Genomic DNA, 25107 nt, shown 5'->3' on the forward strand with positions numbered 1-25107 from the left:
GTACGGAGCGGGCCGTTTATTTCCATCATCATCTTTAACTTTATCGGGTTTGAGGTAGTAACGACGTATGCAAGCGATATGCAGAACCCGAAGAAGGAGCTTCCCCGCGCAATTATCCGGAGAGGTCTTTGATTACCGCTTTTTACCTGTTTGCAACGTTTGGTGTTGGCGTCGCCATTCTCACAGACGGGCTTTCCAAGGCGAGCGGGTTTATCGACAGCCTGCGCATTCTTGCCGGGGCTTCGGGCGGGCCGCTGATCCTCATATGCGGGTTCCTTTTTCTGTTTACGTTGATTACCAACATGCTTACGTGGCCGCTCGGTATGAACTATGTGGCCCAACACGCCGCGCAGTATGGCACACTGCCGCATTTCCTTGCCTCCAAAAGCAAAAAGGAGGGCATGCCCCTTGGTACGAACATCACCAATGGCATCTTGATTTCCGCTCTTCCGGCGACTGCCGCCATACCCGAGGTGGCGGGCAGCGGCACGGATGTATTCTGGATGTTTTTTGCGCTCAACGTGGATCTTTTGCTTGCGTGCTGTCTTTTCCTGTTTCCCTCTTTCTGGAAACTGCGCAGGTGGACCCGGACCGTGAGCGCCCCTACCGTGTGAAAGGCGGGAAAGCGCGCGCGTATCTTCCTCATAGCCGCCGTACCGTTTGCGCTGCTGTGCATGACGCTGTTTTTTACCTTTTTCGAGGAAGTGCGGGACGGAACAAATACGGCGAACACACCCCTGATTATCGGCGTAGCCCGCGCGGTGGCCGTAGGAGAAATTGCCGCTGCGCACAGCGTGAAAAAGTACCGGACCGCACTTGCGGCACAAAGGGATCTCCGGAAGACGGGAAGCTGAACCTGTTTCCGCACGGTAAAAACCACGATAAAACGGCGGCTATACAAACCACAGCCGCCGTTTTATCGTGGCTCCGCACTCCGCCTGACGCTGCTTTTTTCCGCGCATCCCGGCAATTCATTGGCAACCAGTTTTACGGAAGATATCCTTGCCAGCGGGGAACCCGGTATTTCTCCGCCATATTTTTTTGCCGCTCCTGCTACTTACTCTGCTACAGCCATTTCTTCCTGCATCATTTTTTCATTTTCTTTCCCATAAACATCCGCAATGGTAAACCGCTTGAGGTTCTTCGCCGCTTCTTCATAAATTTGCTTCATAAAACGGCTGAATGGGTCTCTTTTCAGTTCTTCCCTGTCATTTTCATTGGAATGGTTATACTCAAACAGGTCGAGAATCTCATAAACGCTCACATCTTCCGGCCTTTTTTTCATCCGGTATCCGCCTTTACAGCCCTGTTCCGAAACGAGTATGCCCGCACGTTTCATCTCATTCATTACTTTCAGGCAATACTGGTAGGAAATATCCACATTTTCCACAATTTCCCCCGCCGTCGTCAATGCGTTTCCTTTCATCGTAATATAGCCTAATATCCTCGCCGCATAGATTGTTGTAATTTTCATGTGTCTTACCTTTCTTTTTTATTTTGCCATCATTGTATACTTTTAAAAGCGAAACGCTTCTGTATTTTAATATACGCACCGTCTCTTTTATTATTGACTTTGCCCGTTTCTCCTTTTATAATTCAACTGTATTTTATTTTTTGCTGCATATTTCTATCGCGTTGTCTTCAATACATTCATTTCATATGAATTTTATTTACTACGCGATGTCATATTTCCAGATCCATTCCCCTTTCGCTCTTCCATATCCAAATCCTCCGAAAAATAATCGGCGGTTCACGCGTTTTATTGCGATAATACGCATTAAGCGATTTAAAAAGCAAAAATCAAACAATACTTTTCTAGAGTAATATATCATCGCAAACCTTTGATGTCAATCATTCCATCTGAAACTGTCTGTAAATCCGTTTGGTTTCATTTTAAAAAAGATGAATTCCCCGCTAAAATGATAAAAAATAAAAAAATCCGCATCATTTTTTGCGGATTTTATTTTTTAATGCGTATTATCGCAATGATACAGGTATGGCATTCCCTATCTGTTTTTTCTTTTCATAACCGCTGCCTCATCATAGCACGTTTGCCCTGTTCCCGCAACATGCCTCTTCCCTGTCCAGGCTATATCACGAAGAATAAAACGGTGCAGGCGAACGCGGCGCGGGGCGGTAAGGATATGCTTCTGCCGCAGCGGATGGAACAGCCATGCATTCCGCATACATAAAAATGCCGAAACGGACTTCGGCATTTTTATGCATGCTTCAAAATCCAAAATAAATTATTTTGTTTGTGCTTCGGCCACCGCTTTATCAACACATGCGTCATCCGGCAGGATCGACGTGCAGTGGGGGCAGCGCGTTGCATCGTCCGCGATCTCCGTCCTGCAGTACGGGCACAGGCGGGGTTCCTTTTCCGGCTCTTCCGGTTCGGGCTTTTTCAGGTGAACGCTGTTAATTCCCTTCACAACCAAAAAGATCACAAGGGCGATCAGCAGGAAGTTGATAACCGCCCCAATAAACGAACCCAGCATGAGGGCGGAATCTTCAGTGAGCTTAATATTGAACATTGAAAAATCAAGCCCACCCGTCATCAGGCCAATCAACGGCATTACGATATCGTTCACCAACGAATTGACGATCGCCGTAAACGCAGTACCAATGATTACACCGACCGCGAGATCGATCACGCTTCCGCGCGAGATGAATTCCTTAAATTCCTGTATGAGTCCTTTTTTCTTTTTTCCAGCCATGCTTTCTCTCTCCTTTTTATCACTTATTCCGGGGCGTGTTCCCTGCCGTCCCAGCAATAGTTCTTCAAATCTACACAGCCTTCCCCGCTTACGGGAACGCCCTCCGCTTCGAGCAGGCTTCTTTGCACCTCCGGGCCGCCGAACGCATCCGCCGGGGCGAGCCGCCCCTCCCGGTTCACTACCCGATGGCACGGAATTCCGCTGGATGCAGGACACGTATGCAGCGCACATCCCACAATGCGCGACGCGCGCGGATTGCCCGCGAGACGCGCGATCTGCCCATAGGTGGCGACCCTTCCGCGCGGTATCTTACTTACCATTGTATACACAGTCTCGAAAAAATTCAATCCTTTGTATCTCCTTTGATTATTCAGCACAATTATACCGCAAAAGAAGGGTTTAAAAAAGTGCCGCTATGGGTATCTTTATTAAAATATGAAATTCGGAAGAGAGGATGAAATATGGCAAAACATGTGAAAATGATGGTGCTCGACGGCTGCCCGCATTGCAGGCGCGCGTTTGAATTGATGGATGAGCTGAAAAAAGAGCATCCCGAATATAACCAGGTAGACGTTGAAGTGATCGAGGAAAACCGCGAGGCCGGAAAAACGCAGGGGTATGATTATTGGTATGTTCCTACGTTCTTCGTGGACGATGTGAAGATCCACGAGGGCGTTCCCACCAAAGATAAAGTGGAATGTGTATTTACTGAAGCTTTGAAGTGATTCGAATGCCCATAAGCACAAGCTTGGCGGATGCCTGACGCTCCGCAAACGCGAGTGGCGCGCGCAGTGTGCGCGGGGCAGCGGAAGGCATACAGGCTGGGAGCGCGTAAGATTCCATCAGGAAGGAAAATGGGGCAGCAACGGAGTATGCGAAAAGCCCGCGCGTTCTATGGAAAGCGGAACGCAGGGCGGTTCGCTGCGGCGGGCTCTTCATTCATTTGGTATTTCGTGACAACAAAGGTTTTTTTCCGCTGTGGGAAAAGCCTTTTTTAATGTTACGCCAATATGCCGCGGTTATGATAAAAGCATCCGTTTTCACGAAATATTTTTTATGGGGTGAAGGTTATGAATCTAAAAATCAGTGTATTCTTCCGTGCCATTCCACTCATTATGGGCGCGATTTGTTTCGGCTTTGGCCTCTACGTCCGGGGAATGGGCATTGGCGACGGTTATAGGATCGCGGGCAACGTGTTGATTTCCCTGACGGCGATCTGTATCGCGCTGTTTTCCACTGCGGCGACGATTATACGCCAGATCATCAAGCGCTTTAACCGCGCGGACCGGATCTTTTACCCGCTGCTCGGTTATGCGGCGGGCATCGGCGCGGCGGGCTGCGGCATTGCTTTATTTACATCCGGCGGTATGTCTGCGGATTACGTATCCGGCAACGTCGTATTCGGCGTGGGCCTTATCGCTTGCTGCGTGGCGACAGTTGCCCTTTCTTCCGGAAAATTTTCAATGATCCCGCAAAACTCGGCTAATCTGGCCTATGGGCAGGCGGTCTCCGGCGGCTATTCCAAGGGAACCTGCGGCGTATATTTCGCCATTCCCGTCATTTGCGCGGCGGTCGCAATCATTCGCGGATGCATGCTTCTTTCCGGAGATACAACCCCGGATTTCGTGGCGGGGCACGTGATGGTGGGGCTCGGCCTTGTGTGCGCGAGCCTTATTGCCCTCGTGGCAACCATCCTGCGGCAGATTCAGAACCAATTCGGCCAGCCGGAGCGCTGGAAATGGAGCGTCATGGTTGCCGTGCTGGGAACCGCATGCATCATTTGGGGCATCCTCATTATGAATCCATACAGCGCGGCGGCTGTCGCTCCCGGCTTTGTCCTCATCGGCCTTGGTCTTATTTGCTACAGTATCTCGAGTAAAGTATTGCTGCTTGCGTCCGTATGGCGGCGGAACGCGCCGCTCTCAAAACGTATTCCCATGATTCCTGTGATGACTGCCCTTTCCTGCTTGTTCCTCGCGGCGTTCCTGTTTGAAGCATCCTACGCAAATACAAATTTCTTCGTTCCCGCTCATATTATGGTGGGGCTGGGCGCGGTATGCTTTACGTTGTTCGCCATTGTTTCCATCCTCGAATCGGGCACCTCCAAATCCCAGGCGTGATTTTTACCCGGCGCTATGCTAGAATAGCTATAGAGCGGAGGTGGAAAGTATGCGCTATATCATAGACCGTTTTGAAGAAGGCCGCGCCGTCGTGGAGCTTGAGGACGGCAGCACGGTTTCCCTTCCGGGAAACGCGCTTCCCCCGGAGGCGCGGGAAGGCGATGTGATTTCCGTTTTTGTAGATGACACGGAGACGGCCCGGCGCAGGAGCAAACTCAAAGCCAGAGCGGAGAAGCTGTTCCACAGGGCAGCGACAAACGAATAAAAAATACCCGTTTTCCCGCGGGTCTTTTTTTGTTTAAATTAGTGGTTGCTTTTCCCGGGGCGGGAGGTATAATATATAGGTTGGTATGGGAATGAACCGGCCCTCGGCCGTTCGATAAATTTTTAGTTTGGAAGTGGACATATGGATTACAAATATTTACTCGATCTGGCGCTCATCCTGCTGAGCACCAAACTCCTTGGGCTTGTGACCCGCAAGTTCAAAATGCCGCAGGTTGTGGGCGCGCTGCTCGCGGGCATCATTCTCGGCCCTGCCTGTCTTGGCATCATTGACAACACGAACTTTATCAAGGCCCTTTCCGAAATCGGCGTAATTGTGCTGATGTTCTCCGCGGGTATGGAGTCTGATATCCACCAGCTTAAAAAAGCGGGAAAGGCCTCCTTTATTATTGCGGCGCTCGGCGTGGTGGTTCCGCTTGTGGTCGGTTTTGCGGTTGCGGGCGTATTCAACAACCCGTCCATCATCCAGACCGACCTTGAAACCAACCACTTCCTGCAAAATGTGTTTATCGGCGTTATCCTCACGGCAACGTCCGTCAGCATCACTGTAGAAACGCTGAAAGAAATGGGTAAGCTGAACAGCCAGGTTGGCATCACAATCCTTGGCGCAGCCGTGATTGACGATATCCTCGGCATCATTGCCCTTACGGTAATTACCAGCCTTGCGGATCCATCCGTGGCGGTGGGCATCGTTCTCCTCAAAATCGTCGGCTTTTTCGCATTCGCCATCGGCGTGGGTTTTGTCACCTATATCCTGTTCAAAAAATGGTCCGACCGCCACATTGACGACCACCGCCGTTTTGTGGTCATGGCGTTCGTTATCTGCCTTCTGATGTCCTTCTGCGCGGAGGAATGGTTCGGCGTCGCGGATATCACGGGCGCGTTTATCGCGGGCCTGATCCTTTCCAACACCAGTCACGCAAAATATATGGCGTCACGGTTTGAGACGCTTTCCTATACGCTGCTCTCGCCTATTTTCTTTGCGAGCGTGGGCCTTTCCGTCGTACTTACGGATATGAGTATGATGATTGTGGTATTCGCGTTTGCGCTGCTCGGTGTAGCCATCATCACGAAGATTGTCGGCTGCGGACTTGGGGCCAAAATCGTCGGCTTTAGCAATAAGGAATCCCTGCAAATTGGCTGCGGCATGGTGTCGCGCGGCGAGGTTGCGCTCATTGTCGCCAATAAGGGTGCGGCTGTGGGCCTGATGTCGCCTCTTTTGTTTGGCCCGGTAGTCATTGTGGTTGTGGTAACGACAATCCTCTCGCCCATCCTCTTGAAGCTCTCCTTTGGGAAAAGGAAGAAAAAAGGCGGCGGCACAGGCAATGAGGAACCTGCCCTTTCCCCGCCTAAGCCGGCAGAGGCGCAGAACCAATCATAATATTTTGTCTTGCCGCATAAAACGGAGCAAAGCCAACGCTCCGTTTTTGTTTGCCCAAAACCGCCCGTGCGCAGCTCTGCCCGAACCGGTTTTTAAGGGCTGCGGGCATTTTGCTTTCGCATCGTTTTGCCTGCCGCGCGTCCATTTCTGAGGCAATGTTTTTTCCCGATCCGGCAAACGATTTTCTCGGCTTATGGACCGAAATTTAACCGTTTTCACGCCCTGCCTTGCTTTACATTAAAGGTTTGATCGTTTATACTAAACATAAACAATACATTATTTAGAAGGTATTTAATGAGGTGGCGGTCGAAATTCATAAAACTTTTTCTCAGCACGGCGCTGGCTCTTATGGTAGTCGCGGCTGCCGCGTGCAGCGGCGCACAGCCTTCCGGCGCCCAAGCTTCCGCTGGCAGCACCGTTAAAACGGGCCTGCGCAGCAGCGAGCCTGTCGTCCTTGTCCCCGAGGCGCCGGGAGCGCAGGTGATTGGTTCCGCTCCCGCTGTGATCGATCTGTCAAACGTATCGCAGGGTTATGTCTGCGCATTGTATACAGGGGACAGTGAAAAAGTAAAATTCCAGGTCTCCTGCGGCGGGGCCACTTACAATTATGACCTTTGCGCAGAACGGCAGGATGTGTTCCCCTTAAACTGCGGGGACGGTTCCTATCGGTTTTCCATTCTGGAAAATATTGACGGCGACAAGTACGCCGTGGCGGCGGGAGGTACGGCGGAGGTCGTTTTGGAAAACGAATTCCTGCCCTACCTTTACCCTAACCAGTACGTGAATTTTACGCCGCAAAGCGCGGCGGTGGCGCTGGGCGCTGCGCTTGCGGAAGGCGCTGCGGACGATCTTGACGTTATTGCACGGGTATATGACTATGTGATCGATACCATTGCTTATGATTACGATAAGGCGGACGCTGTGGCAAACGAAACCGGCTATTTGCCTGATATCGATGAAACCCTCGACGCTAAAAAGGGGATCTGCTTTGACTATGCCTCCCTTATGACGGCTATGCTGCGCTCCCAGCGCATTCCCACCCGGCTTGTGACCGGCTACGTGACCACGGGCGGCAAGGAAATTTACCACGCGTGGATCAGCGTATACATCGAGGGGAAAGGTTGGATCGACAATATTATTTATTTTGACGGTACGGATTGGGTTCGCATGGATCCCACGCTCGCCGCGTCAAGCGGAGACAAAGAAAAGTATACGGGCGACGGCGACCAGTACAATGCCATGTACTATTATTAAGGCCGGAGGAACGGTTTTATGGCAGGAACTACAAAGTTGACAAACAGTGAAATCGCAGTTTTCTGCGAACAGCTCGCTTATACCATGGGGGCCGGTATTTCCCTTGAGGAAGGTCTTCTCGTGATTGGCGAAGGCCTGGAACACGCAGAAGGATTCCGTATCACCATGGAACTTGCGGACGCAGTGGGCGCGGGAGGAACGTTCGCGGCTGCGCTGCGCGCATCCGGCAAGTTTCCGCATTATATGGCGCAGATGGTGGAGATCGGTGAAACTTCGGGCAGGCTCGAGCAGGTTCTCTCTTCCCTTGCCGCCTACTATGGACGGCAGGAGGCCCTCGCGCGCAACATCAAAAGTTCCGTTGCCTATCCCCTGGTGATGATCGTTATGATGGTTGCCGTGGTTCTCGTCATCCTCACCCAAGTGCTCCCTGTGTTCCAGGAAGTGTTCCGCGGCCTTGGGAGCGAGATGTCCGGCTTTGTACAGGGCCTTTTGCAATTTGGCAACGCGATAAGCCGGTATACGGCAGTGATTATTATCGCCGCCGCGGCACTGGCCGCCCTGTTTTTTATCCTGCGTACGCAAAAGCGCGGCAGGGATTTCCTTGCTGCCATCCGGGCGCGTTTATTCAAAAAAACCTCCGCCGCCGTTTCCTCTGGCAGGTTTGCCTCCGCCATGGCGATGATGCTTGGGAGCGGAATGGATGTGGATGAGGCGCTTTCAATGGCGGGAGAATTGGTCGAGGATAAACGAAGCCGCCGGAAAATCGCCTTGATGAAGCAAAAAATGGCGAAGGGCATGGGATTTGCGGATGCAACGCAGGAAGCGGGCATGTTTTCCGGCCTTTACGGAAAAATGATTTCCGTGGGATTTAAAACCGGTACGCTGGACAGCGTGATGGACCGCATTGCCGGACGGTATGAGGAAGAAGCGGCGCGGCGGATGGAGGCCATTGTTTCCGCGCTCGAGCCGACGCTTGTCGCAGTGCTCTCCATTATCGTCGGGATGATCCTTCTTGCGGTGATGCTGCCGCTCCTCGGCGTGATGTCTGCAATCGGGTAAGGAGGTTTCGTGATGCGCAACATATTCGCAGCCAACCGGAAAAAACACGCGGCGCCGTGGAAAATCTTGGTTCCCGCTCTATGTTTCGCCATGGTTTTTTTGGTCGTGGTGTTCGCCGTTTCAGACGTATCCCTGTCCGCACGCGCACAGGAACGCGCAACCGCGGAAGAAGCTGTACGCAGGGCGGCCGTCCAGTGCTACGCCATTGAAGGCCGTTACCCGCAGGACGTCGCCTACCTGCAGGAACACTATGGGCTGGTTGTGGATACGCGGCGGTATTCCTACCATTTAAACCCCGTTGGCGAAAACCTGATGCCTGAAATTTTTGTATTTCCGGCGGGTGAAAGGAAAGAGGGATTCTGATGAACCGGAAGCAGCATACCGTAGATATCGTGTTTGCGCTTTCCCTGTTTTGCGTGTTTGCAGTACTTTCCCTTTTTGTAGTGATTTTGGGCGCAAACGTATACAAAGGCATCTCGTCCGAGCTGTCGGCAGGCTGCAATATGCGCAGCTCCCTCGTGTACCTGACGGAAAAAGTACGGCAGGCGGACGGTTCAGGCGGATTTTCCATCGCTGGGATGGAGGGCGGCGACGCGCTGGTGTTGTCTTCTTCCGCAAACGGGAAAGACTATGAGACCTGGATCTTCGTCAGCGGAGGCAAGCTGATGGAAGCAACCGTTGAAACGGGTGTGGAAATCAACGCGGCTTATGGCCAGCCGGTTACGGATCTTTCCGAACTGCGCCTCTCGCAGGACGGACCCCTCCTGCAAATTGGGGTGACGGATACGCAGGGCAACGAATTTGAAAGCGCGGTGTGCGCGAAAGCAGCACCGCAGCGGGGATAGCAATGGGGAAATCGAAGGGCAGGCTGTTTCTGCTGGAACTTGTCATAATCATATTGTTTTTTTCCATCGCGGCGGCCGTATGCGCAACTATGTTCGCAAAGGCAAAAATACTCGGCAATGAAAGCGCGGATCTGGCGGCGGCCGTTATGCTTGTGCAGGAAACCGCGGAAACATTCCGTGCAACCGGGAAGCTTCCGGAAAGCGAAATGTTTTATGATGCGGAGTTTAAGCCCTTGGAGAACGCGGAAGGGGCTGTATATGTGCTGAACACCTGGATTATGGAAAAGGATGGACTTCTTTCGGCGCATCTTTCGGTTGCCAAAAACGGCGCCGGGCTTTTTTCCGTAGATACGGCGAGATATGGGGGGCCGGCATATGAAGGATAAACATACCCGGCCTGCCGGAGTGGGCATCGGCATCGGCGGCGTTTCCATCCTCGCGGTATTCGTGATTTTGTGCCTGACCACGTTCGCTGCACTTTCCCTCACATCCGCACAGGCGGGCCTTACGCTTGCGCAAAAAACGGCGCAGGCGGCGCGTTCTTATTATGACGCCGACCTGGCCGCGGAGCAGCGCCTTGCACAGTTGGCGGCGGCCGCAGGAGAACCCGGCTGGGAGGCCAGCCTCTTTGGGAATGGATATACGGTGGAAAAGCAGGACGGCGGCGTGCTTGTGGGCTTTACGCAACCCGTAGACGATACGCGTGAACTCCATGTGCAAATACGCTTTGCGCTGGGCCCGGACGGCTTGCCCGACGGCAGCTGGGAGCGCGTCCTCTGGCAGGTGCAGGCGCTGCCCTATCCGGAGACAAAGCGGGAAACGGCTCTTTTATCTATGGATTAAAACGCCGGACCGGGATTTCCCGGCAAAACGGCGGCGGAGGAATATGGAAACAATGAAGGCGGAAGAATTACTCAAAGCAGCGGCGGGGCAGCAGGCGTCGGATATTTTTATCGTGGCGGGCCTGCCGTTCTCGCTCAAGATAAACAACCGGATCGAGCGTTATGGCGGGGAAATCCTGCGCCCCGAAGATACGAACCTCGCAATCCGGGAACTGTATGCGCTTGGAAAGCGCGACCCGCAAACCATGCTCGAGCGCGGGGATGACGATTTTTCATTTTCCCTTGCCGGCGTATCCCGTTACCGTGTGAGCGTTTACCGCCAGCGCGGCTCGCTTGCGGCTGTCGTGCGCGTGATTGCATTCAGCCTGCCCGATCCGCATGAACTGGGGATCCCGGAAAGCGTTCTTTCCCTCGGCAATATGCCCAAGGGCCTCGTTTTGGTAACAGGGCCTGCCGGAAGCGGAAAATCCACGACGCTTGCCTGCATCATCGACCGCATCAACCGCACGCGCAACAGCCATGTGGTTACCCTCGAGGACCCGATCGAATATTTGCACCGCCATGAAAAAAGCATCATCAGCCAGCGCGAGATTGCGACGGATACGGAAAGTTATGCGGTCGCCCTGCGTGCCGCGCTGCGGCAGGCGCCGGACGTGATTCTTCTGGGCGAGATGCGCGACCACGAGACGATCAGTGTGGCCATGACCGCCGCGGAGACCGGGCACCTTGTGATTTCCACACTGCACACTATGGGCGCGGGCAACACCATTGACCGGATTATCGACGCTTTTCCGCCAAACCAGCAGGGGCAGATCCGCGCGCAGCTGGCAATGGTGTTGCAGGCGACCATTTCCCAGCAGCTTATTCCCTCCGTTTCGGGGAGCGTGGTTCCCGCATTCGAAATCGTGCGGTGTACCACGGCCATCCGCAACATGATCCGCGAGGCAAAAACACACCAGATTGAAACGGCTGTCGCCTCGTCTGCGGCGGAAGGTATGATTACCATGGATGCAAACCTTTTGAAGATGTGTATGGACGGCGTAATCAGTCCGGAAACCGCTCTTGCGCGCAGTTTATCGCCCGATGTCATGAAGCGGAAATTAGACCAGCGGCCGCTTTGAGGGGAAAGGAGCATTCCAAGGTTGAAAGAATTTACTGTAGAGATGTTTGGGAGCTTCCAAGTATTTTATGACGGAACCCCCATCGTTTCAAAGGACGCACGCAACAGCAAAGTCCTGCAGCTTTTCCAGTATTTATTGTGCCGCCGCGGAAGCCTGGTGCCCCAGGAGGATTTGATTGACGTCCTTTTAGGAGGGAAAGAATGCGGAAATCCGGTTTCCGTTTTGAAAAACCTCGTCTACCGGCTGCGTAAACTTCTGGAGGAACACGGCGCGCCGCGGGACTGCATCCTGTACAAGAAAAGTTCCTACGGTTTTTCAGGGGAAATTCCTTGCAGTATTGACGCAGAACAATTTGAAAAAAACGTGCAGCAAATCGGCGATCCTGCAATCGGGGAGGAAAAACAGTTTGCACTGTGCCTTAAAGCAATGGACCTTTACCAGGGCGGATTTTTGCCCCGCTCATCCGGGGAACCCTGGGTGATGGGTGCTTTCGTGACATATGAAGGGATGTATTGCGAGGTATTCCGCCGGGCCTATCCGCTCGCGCAGGCGCAGGGAGCGCTCGATGCTTTGGTCGTCCGCCTGAAAAAAGCGACCTCGCTTTATCCTTACGAAGAAGATTTGGCGCTGATGTACATCGATTGCCTATATGAGACAAAGCGCATACAGGAAGCGCTTGAAGCATATGACACCGTGACCGCTCTGCTGCTCGATGACCTCGGCCTCAAGCCTTCGGAACGCATGCAGACGCTGCGCGCTAAAATTACGGGCGGCATGCAGGAAGTAGCGCCTTCCATCGTTGAGGTCCGCAACAAAATCGCGGAGGACGCCAGCCCGGCCGGCGCATTCTTTTGCAACCTGGATGTTTTTACCAAATTATACCGGTTTGTCGTCCGTCATATGGAACGCAGCGGACAATCCGTCTTCCTGATGTTGTGTACGCTTTCTAATCTCGACGGAACTCCCTTGGCAAGCGGCGGGCAAACCAAAAAGACGGTGGAGCAGTTTCATGCCGCCGTCAATTCTTCCCTGCGTAAAAGCGACGCTTATGCACGCTACAGCGCTTCCCAGTTTGTGCTGATGCTGATGGAAATCAAACAGGAAAATTGCGGTATTGTAGCAGACCGCCTGCGCTATTTCTTCTACCGCAATTCCAAAATGAACCGCACGCGTCTTACCTGCAAAAGCATTTCTGCCGCAGATATGGATGTCATGATGGAAGATTCGTCCGCGGGAAAATGGTAAATTGTTCTTGCACCCAATCCTTCGCTTCCCGCGGGAGAACCCGGCACAAAACCGTGCCGGGTTCTTTTTACGCGCCATCCTTTGCTGCTTGCTACAGGCCGAGCGCCTCAAACGTCTTTACGGACTTGCGGTAAGCGGTCAGGGTAAAGAGTGCCCAGCCCGCCGCGCCAGCCGCAAGGACTGCGGGCTGGTACGGCAGGCTTTGCGTCCCCTGCGCGTTCAGATAGGGTTCCGCAAAGGGCAGGACGTACCCGCCGGCCCCGGCCCGCACCATCCCCGCCGTAAACGCGATGCATCCGAACAAGGCCGGTATGCCGGCCTTGTTCGGGTCTTTATAATAGTTGGTAAAAACCGGGATTGAAAAGGCCGGGCAGCAAAAAGGCAGCCGGGATGCCCCGGCTGTCTTTTTGCTTTACGCTATTTCATACAGTTTCTGATGAAGCGTTCGGGCATCTGTGTGCGCTCCGCCACCTGCCCCGGCGTCATACCTGCGTCAAGAAAGCGTTTGCACACCACGCGCATGCTTTCGCCCACCTCGATGATGTGGCGGTCCGGGTCATAAATCCGCACGACACGCTGCCCCCAGCCATGTTCCTGCGGCGGATGTACATATTCAATCCCATCCATTCCGCCGAGCCTTCCGAGGAACGTATCCAGGTCGTCTTCCTCAAAATACAGTTCCGCATCGTTCCCGCCAAACGTAATTTCACTTGCAGGTTTGTGGATAAAGCTTTCCCATGACTCCTTTGTTTGCAGGGAAAGTCCGCCAGTGAAGGTGATATTTGCGCCAAAGTCCGAAATGACGCGCAGGCCGAACACCTCCCGGTAAAACGCGCGCGAGCGCGCGAGATCCGTAACGACAAGCAAGGGGCTGCAAAATTTCATAAAAACCCTCCGTGTATGGAATGATTCGGCGGCTCCTGGTTATGGACAGGGAGCCCCGCCGTAAGATACAGTATATCAAAATACGCTGCCTTTGGGCAGGCCCCGCTTTCCTGCGGAAGAGGCGTTTGCAGGCGGCGCGGCCTGCCTTACAAGCACATCTTTTTCTACGGCAAACTCCGTCATATTCTCCCAATAGCGTTTGGGCATCTGCGCCATACGGCAGCGCGGGTTTTCGCGGCCCGGAACGGCGATGGTCTCATAAAACATACGCCACAGTGCGCGGAACCTACGTTCTTCTTCATCCGGATCGGGCAGTGCGAACCGCTCCACTGAAAAAACCTGCGTCTTTTTATGTTCGTACACCAGCACGTCGCCGTGCGTTTTATCGTAGATCAGGAAATTTTCATCCGGGTAGCGTCCGCGAAAATGCGGCGCCAGAATAGGCAGCACGTAGTTTTTCGGCGTGATCTGCGCGACGAGGGCCTTATCGTGGATGGAAAAACGGATGAAACCCGTTAGGAGGTGCGCCTCACCTTCCAGGTGCTTAACCGCTTTGAAAAGCGTATTCACCACATCATCCGCCAGCATGCGCATCACTTTGGAGCCATATTCATACCCCATACGCAAAAACAGAACGATATGTCTTTCTTTCTCCGGCAGGCAGGTCAGGAATGCCTTGCGCACGAAATCGAGCGCCTCCCTTCCCATCTTTTTGGGAATGGACGCCAGCACGCGCCGCGCATGTATGGGATCCGTCTCAATGGTCCGCGTCTCAAACATCGACATCTGGAAATGACCGGGACCGTACACCCCTTCCGGAACCTCTTTGCGGGCAACGCTTTCAAACACGCAGCATAGAAGCCCGTCAAAGCTGCCGTCGTATTGATAGATCATACTACTCCTCACTCGCCCTATGCGCTTCATATCGCCTGTCGGCGCTATTCCGCTTGCCGGGCGTTTCGTCGCCTTCCCCAAGCGACTCGCTTCGCTCGAGTCTCTCGGGGGCCCCATCCCTTCCTCCGCCTCTATCGCTTCGCTTCCTACGTCAGAACACGGTCCTGTTGCTCATTCCCGTCTTCTGCCGGGAATTTCGCCTCTTGCCCGGTTCTTCCTTCACCCCGGCAAACTCATTCTTACGCTCATTCGAGTTTGCCAGGGATCCCTCAATATGAAAAGCTTCGCTTTCCCGGCGCGGCGGGCCTCCCCAAAAGCGTCAGCGAATGGCTGGAGGCACGCCCGCATAGATTTTCCCATAAGCCAAGCCTGCAGGACAGGCGCATGGCTGAAATCCACTGCGTTGTTCCCTTTTTTCTCACAGTAAACAGCACTTCATTTGATTTGCCTATCTTTTCTCATAGCGGCAGTAGGCCGTTCCCATTAACACACCGCCTACGGCTCATGCTCATGGACGTCCCTTGCCCGGGCGCTCTCACTCTGTTCGAGTGCGCCGGGGGCCCATAGGTTTGGACAACATTCCGCGCTACAGTTGCCCGCTGAGGCATTTTTGCAAATCGCCCGCGAGAACTGCCGGCGGTTCAAAAAACGATATCTGCTTGCTGCCGTCCGCGGAATATCCACTCTGCCGGTACATCGAAAGCGTCTTTTGGGACATCATCGCACACAGCACTTCCTCCTGTGAAAAGCGCGGGCCCGCCTCCATCTTTCCCCGGCAGGTAAGGAAATATTTCGCACGTTTCATCACCACGCCGAGCTTTTTCAACCCTTCGAAGGTAAGCGCGCACGTACGCCGCGCGGAAAGGATGCGCCGTGCGCTTGTTACCCCGACGCCCGGCACGCGCAAAAGCTCTTCATATGACGCGCGGTTCACTTCTACCGGAAAATATTCCATGTGGCAAAGCGCCCAATTACATTTGGGGTCCAGAAAGGGATTGAAGGTCTGGTGCTTTTCATCAAGGATTTCATTTGCCGTAAAGTGATAATAGCGCAGCAGCCAATCGGCCTGGTACAGCCGGTGTTCGCGCAGCAGCGGCGGCTTGGTGCCGATCGATGGCAGGAGCGAATTTTCCACCACCGGGATATACGCCGAAAAGAACACGCGTTTGAGCTGGTATTTCTTATATAGCCCTTCCGTAAGGCTTAAGATCTGGAAATCCGTCTCCGGCGACGCGCCGATGATCATCTGGGTGCTCTGCCCCGCGGGCGCAAACCTTGGCGCGTGCTTATAAAGCGCGATCTCCTGCGTATTCTGCCGCTTTTGGTCACGGATAAAGCCCATCGGATTCAAGACCGCTTCTTTGCTCTTATCCGGGCAAAGGAGCTTTAAGCTGCTGCCCGAGGGCATTTCGATATTAACGCTCATCCTGTCGGCAAGCAGGCCAAGCTGCGTAAGAAGCCCCTCTGACGCGCCGGGGATCGCTTTGGCGTGTATATACCCGGAAAAGCGGTATTCCCTGCGCAGGATGCGCAGCGCCTCGATCATCAATTCGCAGGTATCATCCGGACTTTTCACCACTCCCGAACTCAGAAAGAGTCCTTCAATATAATTGCGGCGGTAAAAATGCATGGTGAGGTCCGCAAGCTCTCGCGGGGAAAACATTGCGCGTTTCACATCGTTTGATTTACGGTTTACGCAATATTTGCAGTCGAAAATACAATGATTGGTGAGCAGTACTTTCAAAAGGGAGATGCACCGCCCATCTGCCGCAAAGCTGTGGCAGCAGCCGCCTGAAGTGGCGCTGCCCGTCTGTCCGCGTCCCGCGGTGCGGTCCACGCCGCTCGAGGTGCAGGCGACGTCATATTTTGCCGAATCGGTGAGCAGCTTTAGTTTTGCAAACAGATCCATTCCGTTCCTCCCCTTCTTTATGTTTGCAGGCTCAAACGGCAGCCTGCGCGGGCTTTGCACCTACCCTGCTATAATATAAGCCCGGCCCTTCCCCGCGCGCCATGCCCCGGCCTCTCCATGGCACGCGGCCCGAACCTGCCGATTTTTGCTGTGCCGGACGATTCGCAGGTATTTTCCATATCGTTTATCATACCATGGGAAGTGTACAACCGGCGGTATGTTCACAAATTAAAATAACGCGGACGGCGATTTCGTTTTATTTTTCCTGCTATTTTTTCATTTTTTGGAATAACCAGGCCGGATTTGGGTATCTATATACAAACACTTAACACCGATAAAGGAGGAATGTATCGTGGATTATAAAGTAATTGTAAGAGACCGTGAGACCGGCGAAGAAAAATACATTGAAGGTTTGAGCAAGGCCGCCTCGGAAAAAGAAGCGCTCACGCAGGCAAGAGACGGCGGAAAGCAGGTTTATATCAGTTGGACCGACGCCAAAGGCCGCAGCGGATACCTGAACCGGGACGGCGCAACGGAAAATTGTCCGGGCGAGCCTTGGTAATCATATACAAGTTGCGCATCTCTCTTAAGAAAAGCAGGGCGGCCAGAAGGCCGCCCTGCTTTTTGCAGGAAAAAAATGAAAGATTTTTTCGGGCAGTGTTCCCCCACTGTTCCCGTATGATTATTTTATCATAGGACGCGGGAATTTTCCCGCCGTTTTCCCGCCATCCAGCCGACACTTATGCGTCATATATGCGGTCCATTGATTTCATCAGCTTCTTTTTAAGCCGCAGCATCTGCCGCTCGGAATACCCGATTAATTCGGCAATGGCCGTTACGGTCTCCCTTTCCACATACCGCAGCCGGACATATTCCTTTTCCTCTTTACTGAGATTACCCCTGTTGATCCAGCGCTGCAGTTCATCAAATTCAAAATAAAGGGTGCCCATATATTCGGTTTCTTTGCTAATACGCGCGTCATAGACGTCCACCATTTTCTGCACCACCTGATAAACAGGATCGCTGTGCAGCCATATTTTCTGTTTTTCCCCGTTTAATTTCGGCCCTTTTAGAAGGGTATCCATACAGGCATATTTTTCAGCCGTCATTTCGCGTATGTTTTTTTTGCATTCGTCAATCTCCCGTTTCAGGGCTCCATACCGATAAAAATTTTTTTCTACGTCTTCCATCCCGTCCTCCTCTCAGCGCCGCCTTGCGTGCTCAAAATAGGAAATTGTCCTTTCGCATTCCCGGATCTCCCGGTCATAGTATTCCAGTACGTCTTCCTTCAGGTCGAGGCTGAGGCCTTCCAGCTCTTCCACGTCCCTCCGTTCATCTTCCAGCATACACAGGCGTTCTTCCGCCTCCTCCTGCTGTGCGCACAGCGCGCGCGGATATTCATCCCCCGCTGCCATATAGTGCCTGATATAGGGTGCATCTTCCACTCTCATTTTGCTTCACCTGCCTTTCGTATCCTCCGAACCGGCCTTTTTTTCAACTGTCCGCGGTTTGCGAGCTTCACCAGTGCCTGATCCAATTCCGGCTTTCTCTTTTTCATGTGTTCCTCCAAATATTAATTTTACTAATATTAGTTTACTTAATATTAGCGCCATTTTTCCCATTTGTCAAGAACATATATTAGTTAAACTAATATTTATTTCATTGAAAACAACCATTAAATTCCGTAAAATAAATATATCAATAAAATTAATATAAGTATTCCTAATATTCGAGGTGTTCCCCCATGAATCGAATCAAAGAATTACGTACAGGCAGGGGTATGAAGCAAACCGACCTTGCCCGGCAGCTTGGCGTGACGCAGGGCGCGTTATCCGGCTGGGAAAATGAAAACTATGAACCGGATATCAAGGCCTTGAAAAAGATGGCTGAAATTTTCGGCGTTTCTGTAGACTATATCCTGTGCCTCACAGACGAAGCGGCGCCCGGCAATGTACAAAACGAACCTCTTGTTGCGCTTTCCGCGCCCAAAGGCTACGACCGCCTCACAGAGGACGAACGGCAGGAGATTGAAGAAATTATCGCTATTTATAACAGGCGCCGGGACTCTTGAAAAAATTTTCCTGAAGCGACACAAATCGACATCAGACGGCATCCGCCCCTGCTATAATAAATCCAACGGCAGCAGGCACGCATATTCTTTATGCTTTAAAGGGGTGGAAGAAGATGTTAAGCGACATTTTGGAAGAAGAGCTCAGGAAAAATAATATTACGCTTAAGACTTATACATTTCGCAGTGATTTTAATGCGCTTACCGTCGGAAAAACGATATTGCTCAGCAGCAATATCGACAATACCGCGAAACGCAATGCGGTTACGGCGCACGAACTCGGCCACCAGTCAACCTGTGCCATGAACCTGCTCCATGCGGATAAACATATCCAGAATAAATATGAATATATGGCAGACCGCTGGGCGGCGCAGAAGGTCATGCCTATGGATAAACTTCTGGAAGGATTCAAACGCGGGCTGCGCACCGTCCAGGAATTCTGCGAATTTCTTGAGATCGACGAGCCTTTTTTTCATCGCGGCCTTTCCGTTTATTCCAAGGTATACGGCATGTCCTATACCTATAAAGGGTATTTATTCCGGTTTGACCCCCTGGACATCAGCAATTTATAATTTTTATTCCCTTGTGGTTCCCAGGCAAAAACATTATACTATAGGTATAGTATTGTATCGACGGGTGGCTTGCCCTCCTGTCCGCAATGATTTACAGGCAGGCGCAGCCCTATCGGTGCGTTTACCGGAAACGATGATATAAATGATGCGGATAAAAAGTTTTTACCTATTTAAATTTTTGCTTTGCCTGCTGCTTGCAGTGTGTTTTGTGTTCTCCCTAGGCATCCCGGCTGCGCATGCCATGGCCAAAGACACCCGCACCGTGCGGGTCGCTTTTCCGATCCAAACGGGGCTCACCCAACTAGACGAACACGGAAATTATTCCGGCTATACTTATGAATACCTGGAGGAAATCGCCCAATATACGGGCTGGAACTACGAATTTATCGAAGTTCCCGGCGATCCCAACGAAAGCCTCCTTACCCTGATGGACATGCTGGAAAAAGGGGAAGTCGATCTGATGGGCGGAATGCTCTACAGCGAAGAGCTTGGCCAGCAATATGATTATGCGAGTTACAGCTACGGCTCCGTCGAGACGACCCTACAGGTGCTTTACGAATCGCCGCAGGATATTACCATCAATTCGCAGGTATCGCAGACCTTCCGTATCGCCGTAGCCGGCAAGGGCGGACAGCGCCAGCAGGAACTGGAAGAGTACTGCAAAATGAATTTGATTACCCCAGTATATATCTATTGCGACGGCGTAGAGGAGCAATTAGCCGCTCTTAAAAGCGGCGCCGCCGATATGATGCTCAACGTCAGCATGAATTATGTAGATGGGGTGCGGACCGTGGCGCGGTTTGCGCCCAAGCCTTTTTACCTCGTTACCACCAAGGGAAACGACAGCGGGCTGGTGGAGGAGCTCAATTCCGCCATCCTCAGTGTGGAACAAGCCAATCCTTCCTTTTCCTCCGAACTGTACGAAAAATACTTCTTCCCGCCAAGCGATACGCTGTACCTCTCCGACTCCGAAGCGGCGTATGTCAGCGAAACCGGGAAGCTTCGGGTGGGCGTCCTTACCGGTCAGTCTCCTTACCAATATGAGGATGAAAACGGCAAGCTCACGGGGATTTCCATCGGTCTCCTCGATTATATTTCGCAGCAAACCGGACTTGAATTTGAGTTGATCCCCTTTGTTTCACGGGATGAAATGTATGCTTCCACACAGAAAGGCGGCCTCGATATCGTCGCCGGAATTCCCTATGATTACGATTTTGCCCGCGAGCATGGCGTATCGCTCGCGCAGCCCTATGTGTCCTCCCAATACCTGCTGATGATCGATAAGGATGTGAGTGAAAACTCGATCGAGGGCAAGCGGCTTGCGTCTCTATCAACTGAAAATTACAAGGGAGAATCCGCCGGATCGGTTGTCGTCTGTGATTCCGCGCTCGCTTGCATCCAAGCTGTCGCACGCGGGGAGGCGGATTATACCTATGTGGACGCTTATACCGCGCAGTATTACACCAACCTGCCCCAATACCGGAATTTTAAGCTGATTCCCCAGGCCTACGAACCGCGCAAAATCTGTTTCGGCGTAGTCAAGCCGGGTAGCTGGGATCTCTTGTCTATCCTCAATAAGGTCAACTCCACCATTTCCGAAACGGATATGCAGTCCATCATCAACCAGAATATCACACAGAAGCCGCCGGCTTCTCTGGGGGACTTTCTGTTTGAATATCCGGTGGAATCCGTGGCGGTCATCGTGTGTATCTCCATTGCGATCATTGCGATTTTGCTCATCTTCCTCCGCCAGAGGGCAAAAATGAATAAAAAGAACGCGTTGGAACTGAAAAAACATTTTCAGGTATACGCGCTCATGAACGAGTATTTCTTCGAATACAATTTCAAGACCGGCATTATGATCGTTTCCACTCCGTCAAAGAGCGAGGACGGCCAGCCCTCGCTGCTGGATTTTGATTTCCGGCGCCCTTCAGAGGAAAAAGAAAAGCTGCGCAAACCCTTCATGGACGTAATTCTTTCACAGGAAGACGGCATCCATGAGGTACAGCTTGCGTGCATCGACGGAAAAACCCACTGGCTGCGCATTGCCCTGGAAACGGTATATGACAACAGCAGCCCCGCCTACGCCATCGGCAAAATTAACATCATCGACGAAGAAAAGCTGGAAAAAGATACGCTGCTTAAAAAATCGCAGCATGACAGCCTGACGCATATTTATAATGCGGAAACCAGCTTCGAGCTGATCAGTGAAGCGCTATCGGGTATCGCCCCAGGTGAAATGGGCGCCCTGCTGATTGCGGATATCGATCATTTTAAATTGATCAACGATACCTATGGACACCTGCGCGGGGATGAAGTGCTGCGGCAGGTCGCTTCCCTTCTTAAAAGCAGCTTCCGGAAGGAAGATATTGTCGGCCGCCCGGGCGGCGATGAATTTATCGTCTACATGAGAAATATCCGCGATGTCCGTACACTGACTGATAAATGCGCTTCCCTGTGCGAGCAAGTCCACGGCATCCTTATATATCCGGGGAAACACCTGACTGTCAGCATTGGCGTCGCCATCGCCACGGAAGGCACGACCTACAGCAAGCTTTACCAGCTTGCGGACCATGCGCTTTACAAGGCAAAGGAACTGGGGCGTGACACCTTCCATCTGGCGGACGGATCCGAATAATCCCCGGCCGTTTTCACCCGGACAAACAAAAAAGCGGGCTTCTGCGCACCGGCAGGCAGCCCGTTTTCTTTTTTCTTCAGCACCGTGCGAGCGTATTCGGCTGGATGTCTTTCAGTTCCTCCGCCATCCGCACGATGTCCTGCGGCGTATAGACCCGCAGCTTTTCGATCCGCACCGGACGGTAAAGCTGCAATGCGTACAGGGGCAGCGCCGGGACAGCTTCCGCCATCTCCCGCAGTTCTTCCCCGCCGATCTCCGGGATCATCGTCGTTCGAAGCTCCCATTCGGCGTTCGAATCCCGCAGCAGTGCAAGCGTCTCCAAAAAGCCATCCGCCCCGGCCCCGCAAATCTCCGGATAGCGGGCAAGCGGCGCTTTGTAATCCATGGCTACATAATCCACAAGTCCTCCGTCAAGCAGCTTTCCCACCACCTGCGGATTGCTCCCGTTGGTATCGAGCTTCACGTCGTAGCCAAGCGCTTTTAACATTCCCGCAAATTCCACAAGGTCCTTTTGCAGGGTAGGTTCGCCGCCCGAAATGACGATCCCGTCGAGAAGGCCCGCACGCTTTTCCAGGAACCGCATGACCTCTGCGTTATCGACGTATTTCCTAGTTGTCAGCAGGTCCCGGTTGTGGCAGAACCCGCAGTCATAGTTGCAGCCCGCCGTAAATATCACAGCCGCAAGGCGGCGGGGAAAATCGATAGTCGCCGTTTTCAGCAATCCTGCAATGTTCATAACCCGCTTTCCCTGATCTGGTATTTCAGGCGTTCGTCATATTCCATCTTTTTTCCCTTGTGGAAATTCTGCACCGGGCGCAGGTAGCCAACCACGCGGCTCCATACCTCCGTGTCCTTTCCGCATTCCGGGCAGGAAAACTGCTCGCCGTCAAGGTAGCCATGCTCCTGACAGATGGAGAATGTCGGCGTGAGCGAGATATAGGGCAGCTTATAGTTGGTAAACACCTTGCGGATCAGCTTTTTCGCTACTTCCACATCGGAAATGCGTTCGCCAAGATACAGGTGCAGCACCGTACCGCCCGTGTAAAGGCTTTGCAGCTCGTCCTGCAAATCCATCGTCTCAAAAATATCATCCGTAAAGCCAACCGGAAGCTGTGTGGAATTGGTATAATACGCCACGTTTTCGTCTCCCGCACAGATAATATCCGGATATTTTTTCCTGTCGAGGTCCGCAAGCCGGTAGCTGGTGCCCTCGGCCGGCGTCGCTTCAAGGTTATAAAAATGTCCGGTTTCTTCCTGGATTTCCGTCATCAAATCGCGCAGGTAGTTCATGATGGAAACGGCGAATTCCTGGCCCTTTTCCGTCGTAAGGTCTGTGCCGTCTCCATAGAAATTGAGCAGCGCTTCGTTCATACCAAGCACGCCGATCGTATTGAAATGATTATACCAGTATTCCCCCGTGCGCATTTTAATGTTCCGCAGGTAGTGGGCCGAGAACGGATACAGGCCCCGCTCCGTCTGGTGCTCGATGATCTTACGCTTGATTTCAAGGCTGTTTTTCGCCATCATGACCATCTGCCACAGCCGCGCCCGGAACTCCCCTTCCGTTTTCGAAAGATAACCGATGCGCGGCAGGTTGATGGTGACTACGCCAATCGACCCTGTCATGGGATTCGAGCCAAAAAGACCGCCTCCGCGCTTGCGGAGCTCTTTGGTATCGAGGCGCAGGCGGCAGCACATGGAAAGGGCGTCTTCCGGGGAAAGATCGGAATTGATGTAGTTGGAGAAATACGGAATGCCGTATTTGCATGTGATCTCCATAAATTTATTCACCACCGGGCTGTCCCAGTCAAAATCGTTCGTCACGTTGATAGTGGGGATGGGGAAGGTAAATACGCGCCCATGCGAATCGCCCTCAAGCATCACTTCGCAGAAGCACTCGTTAAAGAGGTTCATTTCCTCCTGGAACTCCCCGTATGTCTCACGCCGCACCTTGCCGCCCACGATCACGGCTTCGTCCTTCAGTGTGCGCGGAACGACGATATCGAAGGTGAGGTTCGAGAACGGGCACTGGAAGCCCACGCGCGTAGGCACGTTAATATTGAAAATAAATTCCTGCAGCGCCTGTTTGACTTCCTTTTTGGTCATGTTGTCATAACGAATGAAGGGAGCGCAATAGGTATCGATGGACGACCATGCCTGCGCGCCCGCGGTTTCACCCTGCGTGGTGAACGTGGAATTCACCACCTGTCCCAAAAAGGAGCGCAGGTGGTTGGCCGGGGAGGATTCTACCTTGCCGGGCACGCCGCCAAACCCGTCCGAGAGAAGCTGCTTCAAATCCCAGCCCGCGCAATACGGTCCGAAAAATCCAAGGTCGTGGATGTGGAACGCGCCGCCCGTGTGCGCCTCGCGGATTTCCTGCGGGTAAACTTCGTGCAGCCAGTATTGCTTGGTAAACGTCTCGCGCACATAATTGTTCATGCCGTTGATGGATTTCTGCGTATTGGCATTTTCCTTGATCTGCCAGTCCTTATCGTCAAGGTAATCGGAAAACATATCGATGGTCGCGCCGATGAGGGCGTTGCTCTCTCTCGCCGCGCGGCGCTTTTCCCGGTAAAGGATATAGGCCTTCGCTGTTTTTGCGTGCCCGCGCTCAATCAGCACCTTTTCCACGAGGTCCTGAATCTCTTCCACGTCTGCAACGTCTGTTTTCAGGCGAAGGTTTGCAAGGTCTACAACTTCGTCCGAAAGCTTTTGCGCCGTATCGAAGTCGTCCCCGCCCACAGCGGTAACGGCGTTAAAAATAGCCCATGTGATTTTTTCCTTCTGGAAGCTTTCCGTGCTTCCGTTTCTTTTTTTGATTTGCGTAATCATGTTGTTGTTTCTCCTTCTCCGGGATGGGTGTTTGATTTGAAGAGCAGTAAAAAGCAGGCGCGCATAGAGTCATGTGCACGCCGGAATATAGATCTTACGCTGTCGATACCGATGGTAGGGACCGGTTTTTGATGCCATACTCCGTGGCGCTGTCGTTTCGGTAAGATATTCTGGCTCAAGCCTCAAACGCTTCGCACGCCTTCCCAGAACTTTTCCAGTGGCATCTGTGCGCCGCTCGGCTTTTACAGCGGCGGGACCGCGCGGGATTTTCACCCGACTTCCCTCATCCGAAACACAATATACTGTGTTTATTTTTTTAATAATACATACATATTGTATTGCTCTCTGCCGCGAAAGTCAACACAAATATAACACGTTTTTTTCGCTTCAAACAAAAAAGCGCTTTGTCCAGCGCTTTATTCGTTCATTAAAATTTGTGTTTT

The 25107-nt window shown here is 52.5% G+C and carries 30 protein-coding genes and 1 riboswitch; of the genes, 19 read left to right on the plus strand and 11 right to left on the minus strand.

What is annotated here, in order from left to right; all coding sequences use genetic code 11:
- Positions 1-30 precede the first annotated feature (30 nt).
- Genes H8S18_RS15130 through H8S18_RS11760 form a run of 3 tightly spaced genes read left to right on the plus strand, consistent with a single transcriptional unit; the run spans position 31 to position 854 of the window.
- Positions 31-132: a hypothetical protein gene (locus tag H8S18_RS15130; RefSeq protein ID WP_407926968.1), complete on the plus strand. Its 102-nt coding sequence runs from the start codon at positions 31-33 to the stop codon at positions 130-132.
- On the plus strand, positions 129-614 hold the full coding sequence (locus H8S18_RS11755; RefSeq protein WP_186858462.1) for an amino acid permease: 486 nt from the start codon (positions 129-131) through the stop codon (positions 612-614). The genes H8S18_RS15130 and H8S18_RS11755 overlap by 4 nt, the downstream gene beginning before the upstream one ends.
- A gap of 60 nt (positions 615-674) precedes the next feature.
- A complete protein-coding gene (locus tag H8S18_RS11760; protein WP_186858463.1) occupies positions 675-854 on the plus strand; it encodes a hypothetical protein in 180 nt (59 codons plus the stop codon).
- 203 nt (positions 855-1057) lie between these two features.
- Here H8S18_RS11760 and H8S18_RS11765 read toward each other — a convergent pair whose 3' ends face one another.
- The 3 genes from H8S18_RS11765 to H8S18_RS11775 all read right to left on the minus strand — a co-directional run bounded on the left by H8S18_RS11765 (position 1058) and on the right by H8S18_RS11775 (position 3064).
- Complete coding sequence (locus H8S18_RS11765; RefSeq protein ID WP_186858464.1) at positions 1058-1474, minus strand: RrF2 family transcriptional regulator; 417 nt, start codon at positions 1472-1474, stop codon at positions 1058-1060.
- Between the two features lie 772 nt (positions 1475-2246).
- On the minus strand, positions 2247-2717 hold the full coding sequence (gene mscL, locus H8S18_RS11770) for a large conductance mechanosensitive channel protein MscL (RefSeq protein WP_186858465.1): 471 nt from the start codon (positions 2715-2717) through the stop codon (positions 2247-2249).
- A 23-nt stretch (positions 2718-2740) separates the two neighbouring features.
- Positions 2741-3064, minus strand: coding sequence for an MGMT family protein (locus tag H8S18_RS11775; protein ID WP_186858466.1), 324 nt, complete (start codon positions 3062-3064; stop codon positions 2741-2743).
- A gap of 114 nt (positions 3065-3178) precedes the next feature.
- On the opposite strand from H8S18_RS11775, the gene H8S18_RS11780 reads away from it, so the two are divergent.
- The 12 genes from H8S18_RS11780 (at position 3179) to H8S18_RS11835 (ending at position 12866) form a co-directional block, all read left to right on the plus strand.
- Complete coding sequence (locus tag H8S18_RS11780; RefSeq protein WP_186858467.1) at positions 3179-3442, plus strand: glutaredoxin family protein; 264 nt, start codon at positions 3179-3181, stop codon at positions 3440-3442.
- Between the two features lie 345 nt (positions 3443-3787).
- Complete coding sequence (locus H8S18_RS11785) at positions 3788-4837, plus strand: DUF2776 family protein (RefSeq protein ID WP_186858468.1); 1050 nt, start codon at positions 3788-3790, stop codon at positions 4835-4837.
- A 49-nt stretch (positions 4838-4886) separates the two neighbouring features.
- Positions 4887-5102 carry a DUF3006 domain-containing protein gene (locus H8S18_RS11790; RefSeq protein WP_186858469.1) on the plus strand — a complete coding sequence of 72 codons (216 nt, stop codon included), beginning with the start codon at positions 4887-4889 and terminating at the stop codon, positions 5100-5102.
- A gap of 141 nt (positions 5103-5243) precedes the next feature.
- Positions 5244-6500 carry a cation:proton antiporter gene (locus tag H8S18_RS11795; protein ID WP_186858470.1) on the plus strand — a complete coding sequence of 419 codons (1257 nt, stop codon included), beginning with the start codon at positions 5244-5246 and terminating at the stop codon, positions 6498-6500.
- Between the two features lie 294 nt (positions 6501-6794).
- Positions 6795-7754, plus strand: a complete 960-nt coding sequence (locus tag H8S18_RS11800) for a transglutaminase-like domain-containing protein (RefSeq protein ID WP_243165142.1) — start codon at positions 6795-6797, stop codon at positions 7752-7754.
- Between the two features lie 18 nt (positions 7755-7772).
- Entirely contained in the window at positions 7773-8813 is a 1041-nt protein-coding gene (locus tag H8S18_RS11805; RefSeq protein WP_186858471.1) for a type II secretion system F family protein, read from the plus strand.
- Between the two features lie 12 nt (positions 8814-8825).
- Positions 8826-9176 (plus strand): hypothetical protein, encoded by a 351-nt coding sequence (locus tag H8S18_RS11810; protein ID WP_186858472.1) that lies wholly within the window; start codon positions 8826-8828, stop codon positions 9174-9176.
- A complete protein-coding gene (locus tag H8S18_RS11815) occupies positions 9176-9658 on the plus strand; it encodes a DUF4860 domain-containing protein (protein ID WP_186858473.1) in 483 nt (160 codons plus the stop codon). Before H8S18_RS11810 ends, H8S18_RS11815 begins: the two co-directional genes overlap by 1 nt.
- A gap of 2 nt (positions 9659-9660) precedes the next feature.
- Positions 9661-10044 (plus strand): type IV pilus modification PilV family protein, encoded by a 384-nt coding sequence (locus H8S18_RS11820; protein ID WP_186858474.1) that lies wholly within the window; start codon positions 9661-9663, stop codon positions 10042-10044.
- Positions 10034-10501 carry a hypothetical protein gene (locus H8S18_RS11825; protein ID WP_186858475.1) on the plus strand — a complete coding sequence of 156 codons (468 nt, stop codon included), beginning with the start codon at positions 10034-10036 and terminating at the stop codon, positions 10499-10501. Before H8S18_RS11820 ends, H8S18_RS11825 begins: the two co-directional genes overlap by 11 nt.
- 52 nt (positions 10502-10553) lie before the next feature.
- On the plus strand, positions 10554-11621 hold the full coding sequence (locus H8S18_RS11830; RefSeq protein ID WP_186858587.1) for a type IV pilus twitching motility protein PilT: 1068 nt from the start codon (positions 10554-10556) through the stop codon (positions 11619-11621).
- A 21-nt stretch (positions 11622-11642) separates the two neighbouring features.
- The gene (locus H8S18_RS11835; protein WP_186858476.1) at positions 11643-12866 is read left to right on the plus strand and encodes an AfsR/SARP family transcriptional regulator; all 1224 of its coding nucleotides are present in this window, start codon (positions 11643-11645) and stop codon (positions 12864-12866) included.
- Positions 12867-12957: 91 nt separating this feature from the next.
- On the opposite strand, the gene H8S18_RS11840 is transcribed toward H8S18_RS11835, so the two are convergent.
- From H8S18_RS11840 to H8S18_RS11855, 4 genes are all read right to left on the minus strand, one after another.
- Positions 12958-13170 (minus strand): hypothetical protein, encoded by a 213-nt coding sequence (locus H8S18_RS11840; RefSeq protein WP_186858477.1) that lies wholly within the window; start codon positions 13168-13170, stop codon positions 12958-12960.
- A gap of 113 nt (positions 13171-13283) precedes the next feature.
- Positions 13284-13751 (minus strand): VOC family protein, encoded by a 468-nt coding sequence (locus tag H8S18_RS11845; RefSeq protein WP_186858478.1) that lies wholly within the window; start codon positions 13749-13751, stop codon positions 13284-13286.
- A gap of 75 nt (positions 13752-13826) precedes the next feature.
- A complete protein-coding gene (locus tag H8S18_RS11850; RefSeq protein WP_330598772.1) occupies positions 13827-14762 on the minus strand; it encodes a TIGR03915 family putative DNA repair protein in 936 nt (311 codons plus the stop codon).
- Between the two features lie 469 nt (positions 14763-15231).
- Entirely contained in the window at positions 15232-16554 is a 1323-nt protein-coding gene (locus H8S18_RS11855; protein ID WP_186858479.1) for a putative DNA modification/repair radical SAM protein, read from the minus strand.
- Positions 16555-16906: 352 nt separating this feature from the next.
- On the opposite strand from H8S18_RS11855, the gene H8S18_RS11860 reads away from it, so the two are divergent.
- Positions 16907-17116, plus strand: a complete 210-nt coding sequence (locus tag H8S18_RS11860) for a hypothetical protein (RefSeq protein ID WP_186858480.1) — start codon at positions 16907-16909, stop codon at positions 17114-17116.
- Between the two features lie 178 nt (positions 17117-17294).
- Here H8S18_RS11860 and H8S18_RS11865 read toward each other — a convergent pair whose 3' ends face one another.
- A complete protein-coding gene (locus tag H8S18_RS11865) occupies positions 17295-17744 on the minus strand; it encodes a hypothetical protein (protein WP_186858481.1) in 450 nt (149 codons plus the stop codon).
- Between the two features lie 12 nt (positions 17745-17756).
- Entirely contained in the window at positions 17757-18005 is a 249-nt protein-coding gene (locus tag H8S18_RS11870) for a hypothetical protein (protein ID WP_186858482.1), read from the minus strand.
- Positions 18006-18298: 293 nt separating this feature from the next.
- Here H8S18_RS11870 and H8S18_RS11875 point away from each other — a divergent pair, with 293 nt between their 5' ends.
- The 3 genes from H8S18_RS11875 to H8S18_RS11885 all read left to right on the plus strand — a co-directional run bounded on the left by H8S18_RS11875 (position 18299) and on the right by H8S18_RS11885 (position 21832).
- Positions 18299-18625, plus strand: coding sequence for a helix-turn-helix transcriptional regulator (locus tag H8S18_RS11875; protein ID WP_186858483.1), 327 nt, complete (start codon positions 18299-18301; stop codon positions 18623-18625).
- A gap of 113 nt (positions 18626-18738) precedes the next feature.
- Complete coding sequence (locus H8S18_RS11880; RefSeq protein ID WP_186858484.1) at positions 18739-19194, plus strand: ImmA/IrrE family metallo-endopeptidase; 456 nt, start codon at positions 18739-18741, stop codon at positions 19192-19194.
- A 142-nt stretch (positions 19195-19336) separates the two neighbouring features.
- Positions 19337-21832: a transporter substrate-binding domain-containing diguanylate cyclase gene (locus H8S18_RS11885; protein ID WP_186858485.1), complete on the plus strand. Its 2496-nt coding sequence runs from the start codon at positions 19337-19339 to the stop codon at positions 21830-21832.
- Between the two features lie 76 nt (positions 21833-21908).
- Here the strand turns inward: H8S18_RS11885 and H8S18_RS11890 are convergent, their stop codons facing one another.
- Both H8S18_RS11890 and H8S18_RS11895 read right to left on the minus strand, forming a co-directional pair.
- The gene (locus H8S18_RS11890; RefSeq protein WP_186858486.1) at positions 21909-22568 is read right to left on the minus strand and encodes an anaerobic ribonucleoside-triphosphate reductase activating protein; all 660 of its coding nucleotides are present in this window, start codon (positions 22566-22568) and stop codon (positions 21909-21911) included.
- Positions 22565-24664 (minus strand): ribonucleoside triphosphate reductase, encoded by a 2100-nt coding sequence (locus H8S18_RS11895; protein ID WP_186858487.1) that lies wholly within the window; start codon positions 24662-24664, stop codon positions 22565-22567. The genes H8S18_RS11890 and H8S18_RS11895 overlap by 4 nt, the downstream gene beginning before the upstream one ends.
- A gap of 142 nt (positions 24665-24806) precedes the next feature.
- Positions 24807-24970, minus strand: a riboswitch (cobalamin riboswitch).
- Positions 24971-25107: the final 137 nt, after the last annotated feature.

Source organism: Christensenella tenuis (assembly GCF_014287795.1).
Taxonomy (GTDB): domain Bacteria; phylum Bacillota; class Clostridia; order Christensenellales; family Christensenellaceae; genus Christensenella; species Christensenella tenuis.